Origin of the sequence: Paraburkholderia sp. HP33-1, from assembly GCF_021390595.1 — a bacterium.
Lineage (GTDB): Bacteria > Pseudomonadota > Gammaproteobacteria > Burkholderiales > Burkholderiaceae > Paraburkholderia.
Map to the genome: position 1 here is coordinate 1473887 of NZ_JAJEJR010000001.1, position 16953 is coordinate 1490839.

The 16953-nt window shown below is 64.1% G+C and carries 18 protein-coding genes; 10 read left to right on the plus strand and 8 right to left on the minus strand.

From position 1 onward, the window contains the following. The first annotated feature begins 49 nt into the window (after positions 1-49). On the plus strand, positions 50-1585 hold the full coding sequence (locus tag L0U81_RS06695; RefSeq protein ID WP_233801043.1) for a tetratricopeptide repeat-containing sulfotransferase family protein: 1536 nt from the start codon (positions 50-52) through the stop codon (positions 1583-1585). Here L0U81_RS06695 and L0U81_RS06700 read toward each other — a convergent pair. Next, entirely contained in the window at positions 1561-1806 is a 246-nt protein-coding gene (locus L0U81_RS06700; protein WP_233801045.1) for a hypothetical protein, read from the minus strand. The two genes, L0U81_RS06695 and L0U81_RS06700, sit on opposite strands and share 25 nt — an antisense overlap. Positions 1807-2064: 258 nt before the next feature. Next, positions 2065-2292, minus strand: a complete 228-nt coding sequence (locus L0U81_RS06705) for a DUF3820 family protein (protein WP_233801047.1) — start codon at positions 2290-2292, stop codon at positions 2065-2067. A 137-nt stretch (positions 2293-2429) separates the two neighbouring features. On the opposite strand from L0U81_RS06705, the gene L0U81_RS06710 reads away from it, so the two are divergent. Beyond that, the gene (locus L0U81_RS06710) at positions 2430-3482 is read left to right on the plus strand and encodes an NADP(H)-dependent aldo-keto reductase (RefSeq protein WP_233801049.1); all 1053 of its coding nucleotides are present in this window, start codon (positions 2430-2432) and stop codon (positions 3480-3482) included. A gap of 97 nt (positions 3483-3579) precedes the next feature. Here L0U81_RS06710 and L0U81_RS06715 read toward each other — a convergent pair whose 3' ends face one another. Further along, positions 3580-5001: a M20 family metallopeptidase gene (locus L0U81_RS06715; RefSeq protein WP_233801051.1), complete on the minus strand. Its 1422-nt coding sequence runs from the start codon at positions 4999-5001 to the stop codon at positions 3580-3582. A 261-nt stretch (positions 5002-5262) separates the two neighbouring features. On the opposite strand from L0U81_RS06715, the gene L0U81_RS06720 reads away from it, so the two are divergent. Together L0U81_RS06720 and L0U81_RS06725 are read left to right on the plus strand one after the other, a co-directional pair. Beyond that, positions 5263-6246: a LysR family transcriptional regulator gene (locus L0U81_RS06720; protein WP_233801053.1), complete on the plus strand. Its 984-nt coding sequence runs from the start codon at positions 5263-5265 to the stop codon at positions 6244-6246. Positions 6247-6529: 283 nt separating this feature from the next. Next, a complete protein-coding gene (locus L0U81_RS06725; protein WP_233801055.1) occupies positions 6530-6952 on the plus strand; it encodes a hypothetical protein in 423 nt (140 codons plus the stop codon). Between the two features lie 50 nt (positions 6953-7002). Here the strand turns inward: L0U81_RS06725 and L0U81_RS06730 are convergent, their stop codons facing one another. Both L0U81_RS06730 and nodI read right to left on the minus strand, forming a co-directional pair. Beyond that, complete coding sequence (locus L0U81_RS06730) at positions 7003-7830, minus strand: ABC transporter permease (protein WP_233801057.1); 828 nt, start codon at positions 7828-7830, stop codon at positions 7003-7005. Between the two features lie 19 nt (positions 7831-7849). Then, entirely contained in the window at positions 7850-8764 is a 915-nt protein-coding gene (nodI, locus tag L0U81_RS06735) for a nodulation factor ABC transporter ATP-binding protein NodI (protein WP_233801059.1), read from the minus strand. A 427-nt stretch (positions 8765-9191) separates the two neighbouring features. Here nodI and L0U81_RS06740 point away from each other — a divergent pair, with 427 nt between their 5' ends. Beyond that, the gene (locus L0U81_RS06740; RefSeq protein WP_169500143.1) at positions 9192-9659 is read left to right on the plus strand and encodes a universal stress protein; all 468 of its coding nucleotides are present in this window, start codon (positions 9192-9194) and stop codon (positions 9657-9659) included. Between the two features lie 33 nt (positions 9660-9692). Here L0U81_RS06740 and L0U81_RS06745 read toward each other — a convergent pair whose 3' ends face one another. The 3 genes from L0U81_RS06745 to lexA all read right to left on the minus strand — a co-directional run bounded on the left by L0U81_RS06745 (position 9693) and on the right by lexA (position 11509). After that, positions 9693-10304, minus strand: a complete 612-nt coding sequence (locus L0U81_RS06745; protein WP_233801061.1) for a DUF2939 domain-containing protein — start codon at positions 10302-10304, stop codon at positions 9693-9695. 119 nt (positions 10305-10423) lie between these two features. Next, entirely contained in the window at positions 10424-10768 is a 345-nt protein-coding gene (locus L0U81_RS06750; protein ID WP_233801063.1) for a hypothetical protein, read from the minus strand. Positions 10769-10858: 90 nt separating this feature from the next. Continuing rightward, on the minus strand, positions 10859-11509 hold the full coding sequence (gene lexA, locus L0U81_RS06755; protein WP_008922406.1) for a transcriptional repressor LexA: 651 nt from the start codon (positions 11507-11509) through the stop codon (positions 10859-10861). A 311-nt stretch (positions 11510-11820) separates the two neighbouring features. On the opposite strand from lexA, the gene L0U81_RS06760 reads away from it, so the two are divergent. The 5 genes from L0U81_RS06760 (at position 11821) to L0U81_RS06780 (ending at position 16916) form a co-directional block, all read left to right on the plus strand. After that, a complete protein-coding gene (locus L0U81_RS06760) occupies positions 11821-12867 on the plus strand; it encodes a sulfate ABC transporter substrate-binding protein (RefSeq protein WP_233801065.1) in 1047 nt (348 codons plus the stop codon). Positions 12868-13030: 163 nt separating this feature from the next. Then, a complete protein-coding gene (cysT, locus tag L0U81_RS06765; protein ID WP_233801067.1) occupies positions 13031-13927 on the plus strand; it encodes a sulfate ABC transporter permease subunit CysT in 897 nt (298 codons plus the stop codon). After that, on the plus strand, positions 13924-14928 hold the full coding sequence (gene cysW, locus L0U81_RS06770) for a sulfate ABC transporter permease subunit CysW (protein WP_233801069.1): 1005 nt from the start codon (positions 13924-13926) through the stop codon (positions 14926-14928). The genes cysT and cysW overlap by 4 nt, the downstream gene beginning before the upstream one ends. Next, the gene (locus L0U81_RS06775; RefSeq protein WP_233801071.1) at positions 14929-15993 is read left to right on the plus strand and encodes a sulfate/molybdate ABC transporter ATP-binding protein; all 1065 of its coding nucleotides are present in this window, start codon (positions 14929-14931) and stop codon (positions 15991-15993) included. Then, positions 15990-16916 (plus strand): CysB family HTH-type transcriptional regulator, encoded by a 927-nt coding sequence (locus tag L0U81_RS06780; protein WP_233801073.1) that lies wholly within the window; start codon positions 15990-15992, stop codon positions 16914-16916. Before L0U81_RS06775 ends, L0U81_RS06780 begins: the two co-directional genes overlap by 4 nt. Positions 16917-16953: the final 37 nt, after the last annotated feature.

Consider the following 16953-nt stretch of genomic DNA (forward strand, 5'->3'; position numbering starts at 1 on the left):
CCATCGCGCCAGCCTTTTTCCGGCCCTCACTAGCGATCCACCGCCGTCAATGAAACCCGATCCCCTCCCGGACACCGCCGCGCAATGGCTCGCCGAAGGCAACGCCTGCATCGCGCGCGGCGATCTCGAAGCCGCGCTGCGATGTTTCGCATCCGCGTGCGCGCTAGAGCCTGCCGAAGCCATCCATTACGAGCGCCGCGCCGCGACGCTTGCCGCGCTGAGCCGCTTTGCCGAAGCGGAGGCCGGTTATCGCGTGGCGATCGCGCGCGATCCGCATGACCCCGATTTGCATCACGGACTCGGCTGGGTGCTCGAGCAGTTGCATCGGCTCGAGGCGGCCGTCGACGCCTATCGAGAAGCGGTGCGTCTGAATCCGCTCGCCGCCGGTTCGAGCAACAACATGGGCAACTGTCTGCAGGCGCTCGGCCGTTTCGACGAAGCGCACGAGGCCTACCGACGCGCGATCCACGGCGCGCCGCGCGTGCCGCTCTACTACCGCAACTTCGTGCAGACCAGGCGCCTCGCTGCCGACGACCCCGTCTTCGCGCAACTGGAGCAGCTTGCCGGCGACGCCGCATCGCTCGACCGTGCCGACCAGGCCGAGCTGCACTTCGCGTATGGCGCGGCGCTGTCCGGCGTAGGCCGCGACGATGCCTCGTTTGATCATCTGCTTAAAGGCAATGCGCTATACCGCGAGGGCATGCGCTACAACGAGGCGGAATCGCTTGGACTGTTCGGGCGCTTGCCCGAACTGTTCGACGCGGATGCGCTCGCGGCGGCACGCGGTATCGGCGATCCGTCAACGGCACCGATCTTTATCGTCGGTATGCCGCGCTCCGGCTCGACCTTGATCGAGCAGATTCTCGCGAGTCATCCGCGCGTGTTCGGCGCGGGCGAATGCACCGAATTCGGCGAGGCACTGGTCCAATGCGTTCGGCGTGATGCAGGCGATCCTTTGCGAATCGACGTCGAGGCGTTGGAGGAAGCGGGCGCGGCGCAGTGGAGCGCGCTCGGCGCGGACTATCTGCGACGGATGCAGCGCCTGTTCGCGCAATCCGACGGACAGGTCGCACGCTTTACCGACAAGTATCCGTTCAACTTCATCAACGTCGGCTTCATTCATCTCGCGCTGCCGAACGCGCGCATCATCCATAGCCGCCGTTCGCCGTTGCAGACCTGTCTGTCGATTTTCTCGCGCGTTTTTCACGACGTGCCGTTCGGCTACGACCTCGGCGAACTGGGCCGCTATTACCGCGCGTACGATGCGTTGATGGCGCACTGGCGGCGCGTGCTGCCCGCCGGCGTGATGATCGAGATCGAGTACGAGCGGCTGGTCGACGATTTCGAAGCGAACGTGCGTCGCCTGCTCGCGCATTGCGGGCTCGAGTGGGACGAACGCTGCCTCGCGTTTCACGAGACGACGCGGCGTGTGAGCACCGCGAGTTCGGCGCAGGTGCGCCGGCCGCTGTATCGAACCTCGATGCGGCGCTGGCAGCCGCGTCGGGAATTGCTCGAACCGCTATGGGAAGGTCTTGGACCGGAACTGGCGGCGGCCGACGCTCAATGCGCGACGACCGACACGTGATGCAGCCACGGATACACGCCGGCAATGAACATCGCGTAGAGCGCGGCCATCGTCACGCCGGCGGCCGTGCCCCAGATGTCGCGCGAGGCCGCGCCCTGGCGAAAGTGCACAGGCAATCCGACCACCAGGTAGCCGATCACGAAGAACAGGACTACCGCGTGCACCGGCGACAGATCGTGGCCGAAGAATTCGATCAGCGCGGACAGGTTCAATTGGGACATGGCCGGACAGGCGATCACGAAGGCGGGGGATCGCACTGCGCCGGAACATATCGGAACGAGTCAACGAACGACGACTGAACCGCATCACTATCGACGTTTCACAACGCGACGACCTATGCCGATTAAAGGCCACGCAAACGCGATCCGCAAGAAAAAAACCTCGCTGAAATTAGACAGGCCTACATTGCTTGCAGCTCGCCTGCGGCGCGACTTTCAGCCGGCTTGGCAAGGCTTCGCGCGGCTCTCACGACGATCGTCTCAACGCTGCTCGCGCTTCGATTTGCGCAGCGGTTCGAGCAGCGGCTTCAAGCCGTTGTGATCGATCTCGTGCATCAACGCGAGCAGACGCCCGATCTCACCGGGCGGAAAGCCCTGGCTCGCGAACCAGTTCAGATAATGGCCGGGCAGGTCGGCGATCACGCGGCCTTTATATTTCCCGTAGGGCATCACGCGCGTGACCAGCAATTCGAGGTGTTCGTGATTCATGGCAACGAAGTCGTGATGAAGCGCGCATCCGGAGCGCGATGCGACGCATGGGCTCCGCATTCTAGCCTCGCTGCAGCTATTGCGCCGGCGTGGTAACGTCTGCGCTTTCCGTTCACCTCTTCAACAGGACAAGTTAGATGGAATACCGCAGACTCGGCGACTCCGACGTGCAGGTTAGCCTGATTGGTCTCGGCACGATGACGTGGGGCGAGCAGAACACCGAGCAGGATGCGCATGCGCAGATCGACTACGCGCTCGATCACGGCGTGAACCTGATCGATACCGCCGAAATGTATCCGGTGCCGCCGCGCGCCGAAACGCAAGGCTCGACGGAGCGCTACATCGGTACGTGGCTCGCGCAGCACAAGAGCGCGCGCGAGAAGATCGTGCTCGCCACCAAGATCGCGGGCCCCGCGCGTCAGCCGCACAATCCGCGTCATATTCGCGGCGAGGGCAACCAGTTCGATCGCAAGAACCTGACCGAGGCGCTCAACGACAGCCTCAAACGTCTGCAAACGGACTACGTCGATCTGTATCAACTGCACTGGCCGGATCGCAGCACGATGACGTTCGGCCGTCCGTCGTATCCGTGGGTCGACGACGCGTACACGGTGCCGATCGAGGAAACGCTCACGGTGCTCGCCGAATTCGTGAAGGCCGGCAAGGTGCGCCATATCGGCGTGTCGAACGAAACGCCGTGGGGCGTCGCGCAATTTCTGCGCGCGGCCGAAAAGCTCGGCTTGCCGCGCATCGTCAGCATCCAGAATCCGTACAGCCTGTTGAACCGCACGTACGAAGCGGGTCTGTCCGAGTATGCGCATCGCGACAACATCGGTTTGCTCGCGTATTCGCCGCTCGCGTTCGGCTGGCTGTCGGGCAAGTACGAAGGCGGCGCACGTCCGGCTGGCGCACGCATCACGCTGTTCGAGCGCTTCGCGCGCTACAGCAAGCCGCAAGCGGTGCAGGCGACCACGCGTTACGTCGAACTCGCGAAGCGGCACGGCCTGTCGCCCGCGCAATTCGCGCTCGCGTTCGTCAATAGCCGACCGTTCGTGACCAGCAATCTGATTGGCGCGACTTCGCTCGAGCAGTTGAAGGAGAATATCGCCAGCGCGAACGTGAAGCTGTCGCCGGAAGTGCTCGCGGAAATCGACCGGCTGCACGAACTGCAGCCGAATCCGGCACCTTGAGGTTGATGTAATCGCGACGTGCCTGCTGCGGTTGCCCCGGTCGAACGCCGGGGCGGCCGTCGCGAGCGGATTGGCGCTTCAGGCCAGTCGTCCGGATTCAAACCGCGGCTTTCGCCGCATCCGTCTGGCGCTTCGCCGCGTACGGCGAATTCTCGCCGAGATCCCAGAACAGTCCCGCCATGATCTGCAGGCCCTCGCGCACCACGGGTCCGAGCAGGTGCTCGTTGGGCGCATGCTGCGAGCAGGCCGGATACGAATGCGGCACCCAGATCGTCGGCAGACCGAGCGTGTCGGCGAATACCTCGTTCGGCAGCGTGCCGCCGAGGTTGGGCAGCACCGCGGTCTTCTTGCCGGTGGTTTGTTCCAGCGACGCGATCGCCCACCTCACCCACGGATCGTCCGGGTCCAGACGCGTGGCTGGCGCGCCGCGTTCGACGTCGATCTCGACCAGCTGAAAGCCATGCGCATCGAGATGCGCGCGCAGATGCTTGCCGAGGTTTTCCCAATCGGTGCCAACCACGAAACGTAGCTGGCAGACCGCGAACGCCGACGGTGGAATCGCGTTGACCGGGTTCTCCGGATTGCCCGCCTTGAAGGCCAGCACTTCGAAGCTGTTCCAGCCGAACACGCGCTCGGGCGCCGAAAGACCCGGCTCGCCCCAGTTGTCTTCGACGGCGGGGTCGCCAGGACCGCCGCCCACCGTGATGTCGGCAAGCGCGCCGCGCACGGCCTCGGGGATCGGCGGCGGACGCAGGCCCTCGACCGCGATCACGCCGCGCGCGTCGACCAGACTCGCGAGCGCGTTGGCGAGCACCGTCGCCGGGTTGCGCAGCAGGCCGCCCCAGTTGCCCGAGTGGTGCGCGCCCTCGCGCAGGTTTAGCGACAGCCTGAAATTGACCGCGCCGCGCGAGCCGAGAAACACGGTCGGACGACGCGCGGCGAGACGCGGACCGTCGGAGGCGATCAGCACGTCGGCGGCGAGTTCGTCGCGATGCGCATGGCAGATCACGTCGAGCCCCGGCGAGCCGGTTTCCTCACCCATCTCGATCAGCAGCTTCGTGTTGAAGCCGAGCTTGCCGTCACGTGCGGCGAGCGTGCTCGCGAGCGCGGCGAGGTTGATCGAGTGCTGGCCCTTGTTGTCGGCGGTGCCGCGACCGAACCAGCGCTCCCCTTCGACGGTCACCGCCCAGGGCGTCAGCGGCGCGCGCCACTGGCTGTCGTAGCCGCGCACGACGTCGCCATGGCCGTAGATCAGCACAGTCGGCAGATCATCGCCTTCGTGACGGCTGGCGATCAGGAACGGCCCGAAGCCTTCGACCGGGTTATCGACGATGCGCGTGCCAAAGCCGAGGCGTTGCGCTTCGGGCGTGATTTCATCGGTCAGATAAGACCGCAGCAGCGCGTCGCGACCGCTTTCCTGGCTTTCGGTGCGATAGCCGACGCGGCGATTCAGGTCGGCGAGAAAAGCGCCTGATTCGAAGTGCCGGGTGGCAAGCTCGATTGCCTGGTTGCGGCTCATGTCGATGTCTCCAAGGCGGGGAATGGGTGAGTGGGGCGCAGGGCCGCGACGCTCGATGGCTCGACGCGCGGCGTGGCGTGGCGTTCAGGCGAGCGAACCGTCCGGGATCTCATTGCGACCGATTCTAGAAGCACGCTATTTTTGTCACAATGATCGTGTTTCGAAGCTTGCATTGCTGGAAAGGCAAAGCGTCGCGTCACGGCTTCAACCACGGCTCCAACCCATGACATCGTTGCAACTGATTCGATCGAGGCGTCCCGGATGACCCGTTCCCTTCACGGCATCGCACTGCGTTATTTCGTTGAAGTCGCGCGCAGCGGCTCGCTGAGCGACGCGTCCGGGCGGCTGCACGTCGCAGTATCGGCGATCAGCCGGCAGATCGCGCGCCTCGAGAGCGAGCTCGGCGTGACGCTGTTCGAGCGGCGTCCGCGCGGCATGGCTTTGTCCGAAGCCGGTGAGCGGCTGCTCGCGTACGCGCAGCGCAGTCTGCTCGAAGCCGAGCACGTGATGAAGGAGATAGGCGGTCTCGCGAGCCTGCACGGCAGCCGGATCAAGATCGCGACCACCGAGGGCTTCGCGGTCGACTTCCTGCCCACGGCAATTGCGGATTTCGGCAGCAAGCACCCTGGCATCGAATTCACGCTGAGCGTGATGTCGCCGGGCGCAGCGACCCGCCTGGTGCGCGACGGCGACGTCGACATCGCGTTGTCGTTCAGCCTCGCGCCGGAGAAGGGCGTCAAGGTCGAGCACACCGAACGCGCGCCGGTGTTCGCGCTGCTGCGCACCGATCATCCGCTCGCGGCGCGCGCGAAGCTGTCACTCGCCGAGGTGAGCCGCTATCCGATCGTGCTGTCGGAGGCTGGCACGACGATTCGTCAATTGATCGATATCACCTGCGCGCTCGAAGGCATCCTGCTCGAGCCGGACCTGATCTGTAACCACAGCGGTTCGATCTATCGCTATGCGCAGAAGTCCGGCGCGATCATGTTCACGGGGCTGCTGTCAGTGCGCGACCGCTACGCCGAGGACGGCTTCGTCGTGATTCCATTGACCGATCCGCAGATGCGCCAGCGCAGTATCCAGGTGCAGACGATGGCGGGGCGCGAGTTGCCGCCTTCGGTGCGGGCGTTTCGCGACCATCTGGTCACGCGGATCGCCGGTGTGAAGCCGGCCGGGGCGCTCGCGTCGAAATCGGCCCAAAGTCGCAGCAAGCGCACGCCGCGGCGCCCGCGAACCGATGCATGAAATGCGACACGTACCACGCACTAAGCGGCAAATGTTCTCCAGGAATCCGAATCACGACCTAAACTGTGGTGGACGGTCACGACGGCCCTTTGAATACGACTCTGATGGTGCGCGCAACGATCAGGAAAACAGCAGAGCAATGACAGTCGAACCGCGGACATGCCGCGCAGCCCACGATGCTGCAACGCACACCAGCGGCGGCATGTGGACCCCAAAAGAAACGCGGCGCGTCGTCCCTACGGCGCGTCGCCCACAACAATAGAGCGATAGGACCAACACATCCATGGCGCAACAGAAAACCAATCCAAAACTCGAGCAGGCGCTCACGCGCGGCGATCTCGCGATCCGTCAGGCAAACTCGGCGAGAGCGACCGCGTTGTTGCGTGCGCTCGCCAAGATGATCGTCGATGCATCGGCGACCATCGGCGTGGAAGCCTTTACGCTAATTCACGACGGCGACAGGATCTACGATCCCGCCGACGGTTTGTGGCCGCAGGCGCTGCTGATCTCGCTCGACGGACCGGTCGAGGACTCCGATCCTGACGAATTGCGCACGGTGCGGCTGATCGCGGACGATCCGGGCACTGTATTCCGGGTCGAATGGCAGCGCGCCGATGGCAAGATCGGGCGTCACGAGGGCGGGCCGTTCGCGACGGTCGCGTTCATCTCCGATGTCGACATTCCGTGGAACGATGACGAGAACTGACGTGGCGCGGTGTGGCGCGGGGGCATGCACGATGCGCCCGCGCGTTGGGCTTACTTCATCATGCGGCGCCGGAACAGGATCGCCGAGACAATGAAGCCACCGATTGCATAAGCGGCCAGCACGCTCACATGCAGCGCGGCGTGATCGATCGGCCGGCCGAGCATCGCCGGGCGCATCAGATCGACCGCATTGGCGAGTGGCAGCGCGGCGGTCACGGCCTGTGCGGCCGCGGGCAGTTGCGAGGTCGGAAAGAACACGCCGGAGAGCAGCAGCATCGGTGTGAGCACGAGCGTCTGATAGAACATGAAAAAGTCGTACGACGGCGCGAGCGCCGTCACGATCATCGCGAGGCTCGCGAACGCGAGACCGGCCAGCACGACGATCGGCAGCGCGAGCAGCATCGACGGAAAATTCGCATAGCCGAGCGCGCCCGCCACCAGCATGATCGCCACACCGGACAACACGGATTTGCTCGCGGCCCACACCACCTCGCCTAGCACGATATCGCCGAGCGTGAGTGGCGTATGCATGATCGCTTCCCACGTGCGCTGCACGTGCATGCGTGAAAAGCCCGAATACATCGACTCGAAGCTCGCCGACATCATCACGCTCGAGGCCACCGTGCCCGCCGCCAGAAACGAGATATACGACACGCCGTCGACGTGCCCGACCATCAGTCCGAGCCCGAGGCCAAGACCGAACAGATAGATCATCGGATCGGCGAGGTTGCCGAACATCGACGCGATCGCGAGTTTCTTCCACACCAGATAGTTGCGGCGCCACACCGCGATCCAGTTCATGGCGTTGGCGGGGAAGGCACCGAACGGCTCCTGTGCCGATGGCGTGCCGTCGTGAGTTTCGTAAGTGCGTGCGTCCATGAAGTGCCTCGTTGCGTAATCAGTCCTGCATCTCGCGTCCGGTGAGCCGCAGAAATACATCCTCGAGATTCGCCGGCCGATGCAGATAGCGCAAATCGGCCCGCTGTTTGAGCCGCGCATGCACGGGTTGCGCATCGTTCACATAACAGAACAGCGTCTCGCCGCTGATCTCGGTGCGCTCGGCGAGCGGCGCGAGTTCGTCGCGCAACGCAAACGGATCGGGACCGTAGATTTCGATCACGTCGCAGCCGATCTCGGACTCGATCAGCGCGCGCGGCGCACCCTCGGCAATCTTGCGTCCTTCCTCGATCACGCACAGCCGATGACAAAGCCGTTCGGCTTCTTCCATGAAGTGCGTGGTCAGCAGAATGGTCTTGCCGCGCGCGAGCAGCGAGCGCAGCCGTTCCCAGATCAGATGGCGCGCTTGCGGGTCGAGACCGGTGGTTGGCTCGTCCATGATCAGCACGTCGGGATCGTTGATCAGTGCACGCGCGAGCGTGAGGCGCCGCTTCATGCCGCCCGACAGCTCGCTCACACGGGCGTCCGCCTTGTTCTCGAGGCGTGCGAATTCGAGCAGACCCGGCACCGCCGCGCGACACTGCGAGGCGCTCAGGCCGAAGTAGCGGCCGAACACGAGCAGATTTTCACGCACCGTGAAATCGGGATCGAGGTTGTCGAACTGCGGCACAACGCCCACGCGCGAGCGCGCGATGCGCGCGCGGCCCGGGATCGGCTCGCCGCATAGGCGGATCGCGCCGGCGTTGGGCGCCGCGATGCCTAGCAGCATGCGCAACGTAGTGGTCTTGCCGGCGCCGTTGGGGCCGAGCAGCCCGAAGCATTCGCCGGCGTTCACATGAAAAGACAATCCATCGACGACTGTTTTTTCGCCGTAGTTTTTCCTGACCTGATGGAATTCGATGGGGGCGGCGGGCATAGGTCGAGCAAGACTCCGAAAGAGGTCATAACGTAAGGGCAAGACACACAACATACCTGCGCGACACGCATTGCGCACGCGCGGCCGCGAGGGCTGCGAAGCCGCTCATTCTAGGGTATCGGCCGCTGATGCGAACGGGTGTCCGGGAACGCGTCATGCGTAGGGTGCGTGGTGCTGCCGGGTGCCGTTGTTTGCCGGTGGCGCGACTGGGCCGCCACACGGCCCCTGGAGCGCCGCCGCAACGTTCGGACGCGAGGTTTTGCGGCGCGGCATTCGTGTGCAAACGTTGTCTCCAGTCGCCCAACGCTTGTGCACACTGGATTAGCATGCACCGACTTTGGACCTGGCGTTTTCCATCCCTTGCAAGCCGGATTGCGGCGCACCATGATTGATTCAGACCGCGCTTTCGCGCGAACGGAGAAAAATGATGGCGAGCTACCAGAAAATCCTGTTGTGCTATGACGGCTCGCGCGAAGGCCGCAAAGCCCTGCGGTGCGGCGCCGATCTGGCGTTGGACCTGAAGGCGGAAACACATCTGCTGTCGGTCGTCGACATGCGTTCGAGCATCGCGCAAAGCGCGGGCCTGTTGACTGACGTCGCCTGCGGCAGCTTCGAAAAAACGGCCCGTGAGATCTTGCAGGAGGGTGTGAACTGGCTGACCGAGCGCGGCGTGAACGCGCAAGGGCATTTCGCGTTCGGTCATCCGATCGACGAGATCGCCAATCTCGCCAACGAGTTGCAGGTCGACCTCGTGGTGGTCGGCCATCGCTGCCGGACCGGTTTGTCGCGCTGGTGGATGGGAGCGGGCAACACGCCGCTGCTCGACCGGGTGTCGTGCAGCATTCTGGTGGCATGCTCGTCCGGGCAGGAGCAGCAGCAGGCGGCTGCGGCGTGAGGTTAGCCGCCCGGCAAGCCCATCACGTCAGCCTCACTCGTTCAGATTGATCGCCGCGAGCTTCCACGTGACCAGGCCTTCGCGACGGAAGATGGCCGAGTAATTCGCGCTGCCTTCGCCACGCCGGAACGTGATGACAAATTCATTGAGACTGCGATAGCCGGCCGTGCTCTGACGCGCGGGCGGCGGCGCACTCGCCTGATTGGCGCCCGCGGCCGGTGCGGCCGGCGCTTCGCCGCCCGCGGCTGGCGGTGCGGCCGGTTGCTCGCCCGGCGTGCCGCGAGGCGGCATGCCGTTCAGGAGCGCCGCGACACCGTCGGGTGTCGCATAGGCATCGACGAGCGGGCCGATCAGCGTCACGCCAATCACCGCCCCGATCGTGGCCATCTTGTTGCCGGCGTCCGCTTCGAGCCGGCGTGTCAGCATGTCGGCCACCTGCTGTTTCAGACTGTCGCGTAGCGCGGGAAAGTCTACGTACTGATTGACCGTTTGCACATCTCGCGCATCCGCTGCGCGTTTGAGATTGTTCACCGCGATATACGGTGACGCATAAACAAACCCCAGCGCGGCAATCACGATCACCACGATCAGCGTGATCAGCAGCGGCCGGGTGGCGCTGCCCTGTGTGCGTTTCGGAACTGTCATCGAATGGGACTCCACGTCAGTGATGATCTAACGTCGACCACGGCGAGGTCGAAACGATCCCATAACACGCGAACATCTGAACATCCGAAATGCGCCTTGGATGCGTGCTCAGAATTCGCTCACGCTTCGAACGCCGCGCCGTGCACGTTGGCTTCTTCGGCTATGCAACGGTCGATCATACGGCATACGGCGTCGACCGTGCCGACCATGATCAATCGCGACGGTCCATGATAGACCCGCACCGGCGCGCGACGCGCAGGCTCCGCTATGTTCAGCGCCGCGTTCAGCGACACGCGTGCGAACGCCGGCAACGACGACGGCAGTCCGGAAGCTTCGACAGGCTCGTCGAACAGCGACGGCGTGCGCGCCGCGGGCGCCTCGACGAGCGCGCAGGGCGTGAGCTTGCGCAGATGGCGCAGACGACCGAACTGGCGAAAAGGCAGCAAGCGGGCAAGGCGTTCCATGAGTCTCTCCAGGCTATACGACGTCGATGCGGGCGTAAATGCGGCTTGGGCTGACCAAACCGGCGCGAACGTTCCTGTTGCAGCTAAAGATCAGAACTCGCTGGGGCGGATCAGGCCGACCGCGATTCCTTCGAGTGCGAAATCCGCGCTCCCGGTTTCAACGAAGATGTTGTCGTAATCGGGGTTTTCGGCGATCAGTTCGATGCCGTTCGGCCGGCGCTTCAGACGCTTGACCGTTACGTCGTCGCCGAGCCGCGCAATGATGATCTGGCCGTCTTTCGCTTCGCTGCGCTTTTGCACCGCGAGCAGGTCGCCGTCGAGAATGCCCGCGTCGCGCATCGACAGGCCGCGCACCTTCAGCAGGTAGTCGGGCTTGCTCGAGAACAGCGCCGGGTCGCACGCGTAGTGCTGCGAGATATGTTCCTGCGCGAGGATCGGGCTACCCGCCGCGACCCGGCCGATCAGCGGCAGCGACAACTGCATCAGGCCCGCGTGCGGCAGCGTGAACTGGTGCGGCGCATCCTCCTGCCCGGACAGCAGGCGGATGCCGCGCGACGCGCCGGCTGCGAGTTCGATCACGCCCTTGCGCGCCAGCGCGCGCAGATGCTCTTCCGCGGAATTGGCCGAGCTGAAACCGAGTTCGGCGGCAATTTCCGCGCGGGTGGGCGGAAAACCGGTGCGTTCGATCGCGCGGCGGATCAGATCGAAAACCTGCTGCTGTCGTGCGGTGAGTTTTGTCATGGCCACTGTATGTATGAACAGGTGACTGTATTTTTATACAGTATTCGGCGCATTTCAAGCTTTACTTTAAGTTCGACGCGAGGGGGCGCTGCGGCGTCGCTGATCGGCGACATCACGCCACTTTCGACGTCCGAACGGCCGGCGCATCTGTCGTTACCACTTTTGAGTATTAAAAAATGAAGAAACATTATTTTTAATGATGAAAGCTCTTCGATAGACTGGCCTCCGGCTTGGCGCTCATGTGCACGTGACCGCGACGCAGAAGAACACCAAACGCTCATCAGCGGACCATCACGCGGAGAAAAACAGAGATGAACGATCGCCATATGGAGCTTGCGGCTCGAACCAGAAAACTGATCGCGGCTCTCGCCGTCGGCGCGGCGGGCACGCTCGGCATGTTGGGCGCAAGCGGCGTCGCGCACGCCGACACCACGCTTCTGAACGTTTCTTACGATCCGACGCGCGAGCTGTATCAGGACGTCAATCAGGCATTCGGCAAGCAATGGCAGGCGAAGACGGGCGAGACCGTAACCTTCAAACAGTCGCACGGCGGCTCGGGCGCGCAGGCGCGCTCGGTGCTCGACGGCTTGCAGGCCGACGTCGTCACGCTCGCACTCGCCTACGACATCGACGCGCTCGCGAACAAGGGCCTCGTCGACAGGAACTGGCAGAAGCGTCTGCCGGACAATGCGTCGCCGTACACATCGACGATCGTGTTTCTCGTGCGCAAGGGCAATCCGAAGCACATCAAGGATTGGGACGATCTGGTGAAGCCGGGCGTGTCGATCGTGACACCGAATCCGAAGACCTCGGGCGGCGCGCGCTGGAACTATCTGGCCGCGTGGGCGTACGCCGAGCATCAGCCGGGCGGCAACGACCAGAAGGCAAGGGAGTTCGTCGGCAAGCTGTACAAGAACGCCGGCGTGCTCGATTCGGGCGCGCGCGGCGCGACCACGAGCTTCGTGCAGCGCGGTATCGGCGACGTGCTGATCGCGTGGGAGAACGAGGCGTTTCTGTCGGTGAAGGAGTTTGGTCCGGACAAGTTCGAGATCGTCGTGCCGTCGGCGAGCATCCTCGCCGAGCCCCCGGTCGCGGTGGTCGACAAGGTCGTCGACAAACATGGCACGCGCAAGCTTGCCGAGGCGTATCTGAACTTCCTGTATAGCGAGGAGGGTCAGGAGATCGCCGCACGCAATTTCTATCGTCCGCGTTCTAACAAGGTTCCGGCCGACCTGACCGCGAAGTTTCCGAAGCTGAAGCTCTACACGATCGACGATTCGTTCGGTGGCTGGGCCAACGCGCAGAAGACGCACTTCGCGGACGGCGGCGTGTTCGATTCGATCTATCAGCCGCAGTAAAAACCGCCGTCTGAAGTTCAGGCAGAGGAAAGAGGGCGCGCCCAATCGGCGCGCTTTCGGCTAACCGGACGCCGGTGGCCGGCAGTACCGCAGTACCACGACAACACGACAACTCAGCAACACGAAAAACAGCGCGAGCATCAACCATGAACGAGTATCCAGCATGACCACGTTGACCTTCCGCAAGCCGAGCGCATTGCCCGGTTTTGGCCTGACACTCGGCATCACGGTGGCTTATCTGAGCCTCGTGGTGCTGATCCCGTTGGCGGCGACCTTTCTGAAAACCGCGACGCTCGACTGGGACCAGTTCGTGCGGGCGGTCACCTCGCCGCGCGTGCTCGCTTCATATCGGCTGACGTTTTTCTCGGCGCTCGGCGGCGCGCTGATCAACGCAGTGTTCGGCTTTCTCGTCGCGTGGGTGCTGGTGCGCTACACGTTTCCGTTCAAGCGCATCGTCGATGCGGTCGTCGATCTGCCGTTCGCGCTGCCCACCTCGGTCGCGGGCATTTCGCTCGCGGCCGTGTATGCGGGCAACGGCTGGATCGGCCAGCTCCTCGCGCCGCTCGGCATCAAGATCGCGTTCACGCCGGCCGGTGTGCTGGTCGCGCTGACGTTCATCGGCTTGCCGTTCGTCGTGCGCACGGTGCAGCCGGTGCTCGAGGAGTTCGAGCGCGAGCAGGAGGAAGCGGCCGCGTGCCTCGGCGCGTCGCGCTGGCTCACGTTTCGCCGCGTCGTGCTGCCGGCTGTGTTCCCGGCGCTCCTGACCGGCTTCGCGCTCGCCTTCGCGCGCGCGCTCGGTGAATACGGCTCGGTGATCTTCATCGCCGGCAATGTGCCGATGAAGTCGGAGATCACGTCACTGCTGATCATCACGAAGCTCGAGCAATACGACTATGCGGGCGCGACGGCCCTCGCGGTCGTGATGCTGGTCGTGTCGTTCCTGATGCTGCTGTTGATCAACACGTTGCAGTGGTATCTGCAGCGGCGCACGAGCCGCGGCAACGCAGGGCCGGCGCCGGTGGCCACGAACGTCGCCGTCATCGGTGGAGGTGTGCAATGAGCCGCGTTCCGACGAATCCGGCGAGCGCAGCGCGTCGCCCCGATCCGGTCAGCGAGCCGCGCGTCGTGCGCTGGCTGCTGATTGGCCTCGCGCTGCTGTTTCTCGCGCTGTTTCTGGTCGTGCCGCTCGCCGCGGTGTTCTATCAGGCGCTGAACAAGGGACTGCGTTTTTACTTCGAAGCGCTTGCCGATCCGGATGCGCTGTCGGCCATCAAACTGACGCTGATCACCGCGGCGATCGCGGTGCCGCTGAACCTCGTGTTCGGCCTCGCGGCGTCGTGGTGTATCGCGAAGTTCGAATTCCGCGGCAAGGCGCTCCTGACCACGCTGATCGATCTGCCGTTCTCGGTGTCGCCGGTGATATCCGGTCTGATCTACGTGCTGATGTTCGGCGCGCAGGGCTGGTTCGGCCCGTGGCTCGAGGATCACAACGTGCAGATCATCTTCGCGGTGCCGGGCATCGTGCTCGCGACGATCTTCGTGACGTTCCCCTTCGTCGCGCGCGAACTGATTCCGCTGATGCAGGCGCAGGGCAACGACGAGGAAGAAGCCGCGCGCGTGCTCGGCGCGTCGGGCTGGCAGACGTTCCGTCGTGTCACGCTGCCGAACGTGAAATGGGGTCTGCTGTACGGCGTGATTCTGTGCAATGCGCGCGCGATGGGCGAGTTCGGCGCGGTCTCGGTCGTGTCGGGCCATATTCGCGGGCAGACCGACACGATGCCGCTGCATGTAGAAATCCTCTACAACGAATACAACTTCTCGGCCGCGTTCGCCGTGGCGTCGCTGCTCGCGCTGCTCGCGCTCGTGACGCTTGGGCTGAAGCTGCTGGCCGAGCGTCATATGTCGGCGGAGCTGTCGGCCGCGCGCGAGGTGCCCGCGTATGCGGGGCCGGTGCCGTCCGGTGCTTCGCAGGCCGGTAGTGTGCAGTCCGCTTCTCATTCGTTTTTCGTCAACGCCACGCCTGCGTCGCAGCGACATCCGCTCAAGCAAGGAGAGCTGTAAATGGGTATCACCGTTCGTAACCTGCAAAAGCGCTTCGGCGATTTCGTCGCGCTCGACAACGTGTCGCTCGACTTTCCGCCGGGCGAACTCGTCGCGCTGCTCGGGCCGTCGGGCTGCGGCAAGACGACGTTGCTGCGCGTGATCGCCGGTCTCGAATACGCGGACGGCGGCCAGGTCGAGCTGCAAGGCCAGGACGTCGCGGCGGTCGGCGCGCGTGAGCGCGAAGTAGGCTTCGTGTTCCAGCATTACGCGCTGTTCCGTCATATGACGGTGTTCGAGAACGTCGCGTTCGGGCTGCGCGTGAAGCCACGCAAGGAGCGTCCATCGGAGAAGGTGATTCGCGAGAAAGTGCACGAGCTGCTGAAGCTCGTGCAGCTCGACTGGCTCGCGCAGCGCTACCCGTCGGAGCTCTCGGGTGGTCAGCGGCAGCGCATCGCGCTCGCGCGCGCATTGGCCGTGGAGCCGAAGGTGCTGTTGCTCGACGAGCCGTTCGGCGCGCTCGACGCGAAGGTGCGCAAGGAACTGCGCAGCTGGCTGCGTCGCCTGCACGACGATCTGCATATCTCGACGATCTTCGTCACGCACGATCAGGAAGAAGCGCTCGAAGTCGCCGATCGCATCGTTGTGCTCAATCGCGGGCATGTCGAGCAGGTAGGCAGCCCGCAGGATGTGTACGACCATCCGCAGACGCCATTCGTCTACGAGTTCCTCGGCGCGGCGAACCGTCTGCACGGCAACGTCGATGCGCAAGGCTTTGTCGTCGATGGCGCCGCGCTGCCGGTTTCAATCACGGCTGGTTTCAGCGGTCCTGCGTTCGGTTACGTGCGGCCGCACGATCTGCAGCTGTATCCGCGGGCGGCGGGGCATCGCGAGGGCATCGTCGTCGACGTGCGGCGCGTGGTGACGCTCGGCGGCTCGGTGCGCGTCGAGCTCGCGAGCCGCGAAGGTAACCTGCTCGAAGCCGAACTCGATCGCGAAACGTGGCGCGATCTGCAACTCGCGGTCGGCGACGGCGTGACCGCGGTGCCGCGCGCGCTGCGCGTTTTTCCGGAGACAAATCGATGAATTTCCAGCAGTTGCGCTTCGTGCGCGAGGCCGTGCGTCAGAACATGAACCTGACCGAAGTCGCAAACGTGCTTTACACGTCGCAGTCTGGCGTATCGAAGCAGATCAAGGATCTCGAGGACGAACTCGGCGTCGATATTTTCATTCGCCGCGGCAAGCGCCTGACGGGCCTCACCGAGCCGGGCAAGGCGGTGCATCAGCTGATCGAGCGAATGCTGCTCGATGCGGAGAACCTGCGCCGCGTCGCGCGTCAGTACGCGGATCAGGACAGCGGCCACCTCGTCGTCGCGACCACGCATACACAGGCACGCTACGCGCTGCCGAAGGTGGTCCGGCAGTTCACGTCGGTGTTCCCGAAAGTGCATCTGGCGCTTCGTCAGGGCAGCCCGCAGCAGATCGCGCAGATGATCATCAACGGTGAGGCGGACATCGGCATCTCGACCGAGGCGCTCGACCGCTTCCCCGACATCGTCACGTTCCCGTGCTATTCGTGGCATCACGTTGTGGTCGTGCCGAAGGATCATCCGCTCGTCGGCCGCTCGAATCTGACGCTCGACGAGATCGCCGAATTCCCGATCGTCACCTACGACCAGGACTTCACGGGCCGCTCGCATATCGATCAGGCGTTCGCCAAAGCGGGCGCGTTGCCCGACGTCGTGCTGACCGCGATCGATGCCGACGTGATCAAGACCTACGTCGAGCTCGGCATGGGCATCGGCGTGGTCGCCGCCATGGCCTACGATCCGAAACGCGACACTGAACTCGTCGCGTTGGATACGCAGCATCTGTTCGAGGCGAGTACGACGCGCGTCGGCTTGCGCAAGGGGACATTCCTGCGCGCGTACGCGTATCGGTTGATCGAAATGTTCGCGCCGCAGCTGAACGAGGCAGATATCGCGGCGCAGTTGCGCGAGGCTGCTTAGACTCGCGGCTGGAGCAGCTGGAACAGTTGGCAGCGAA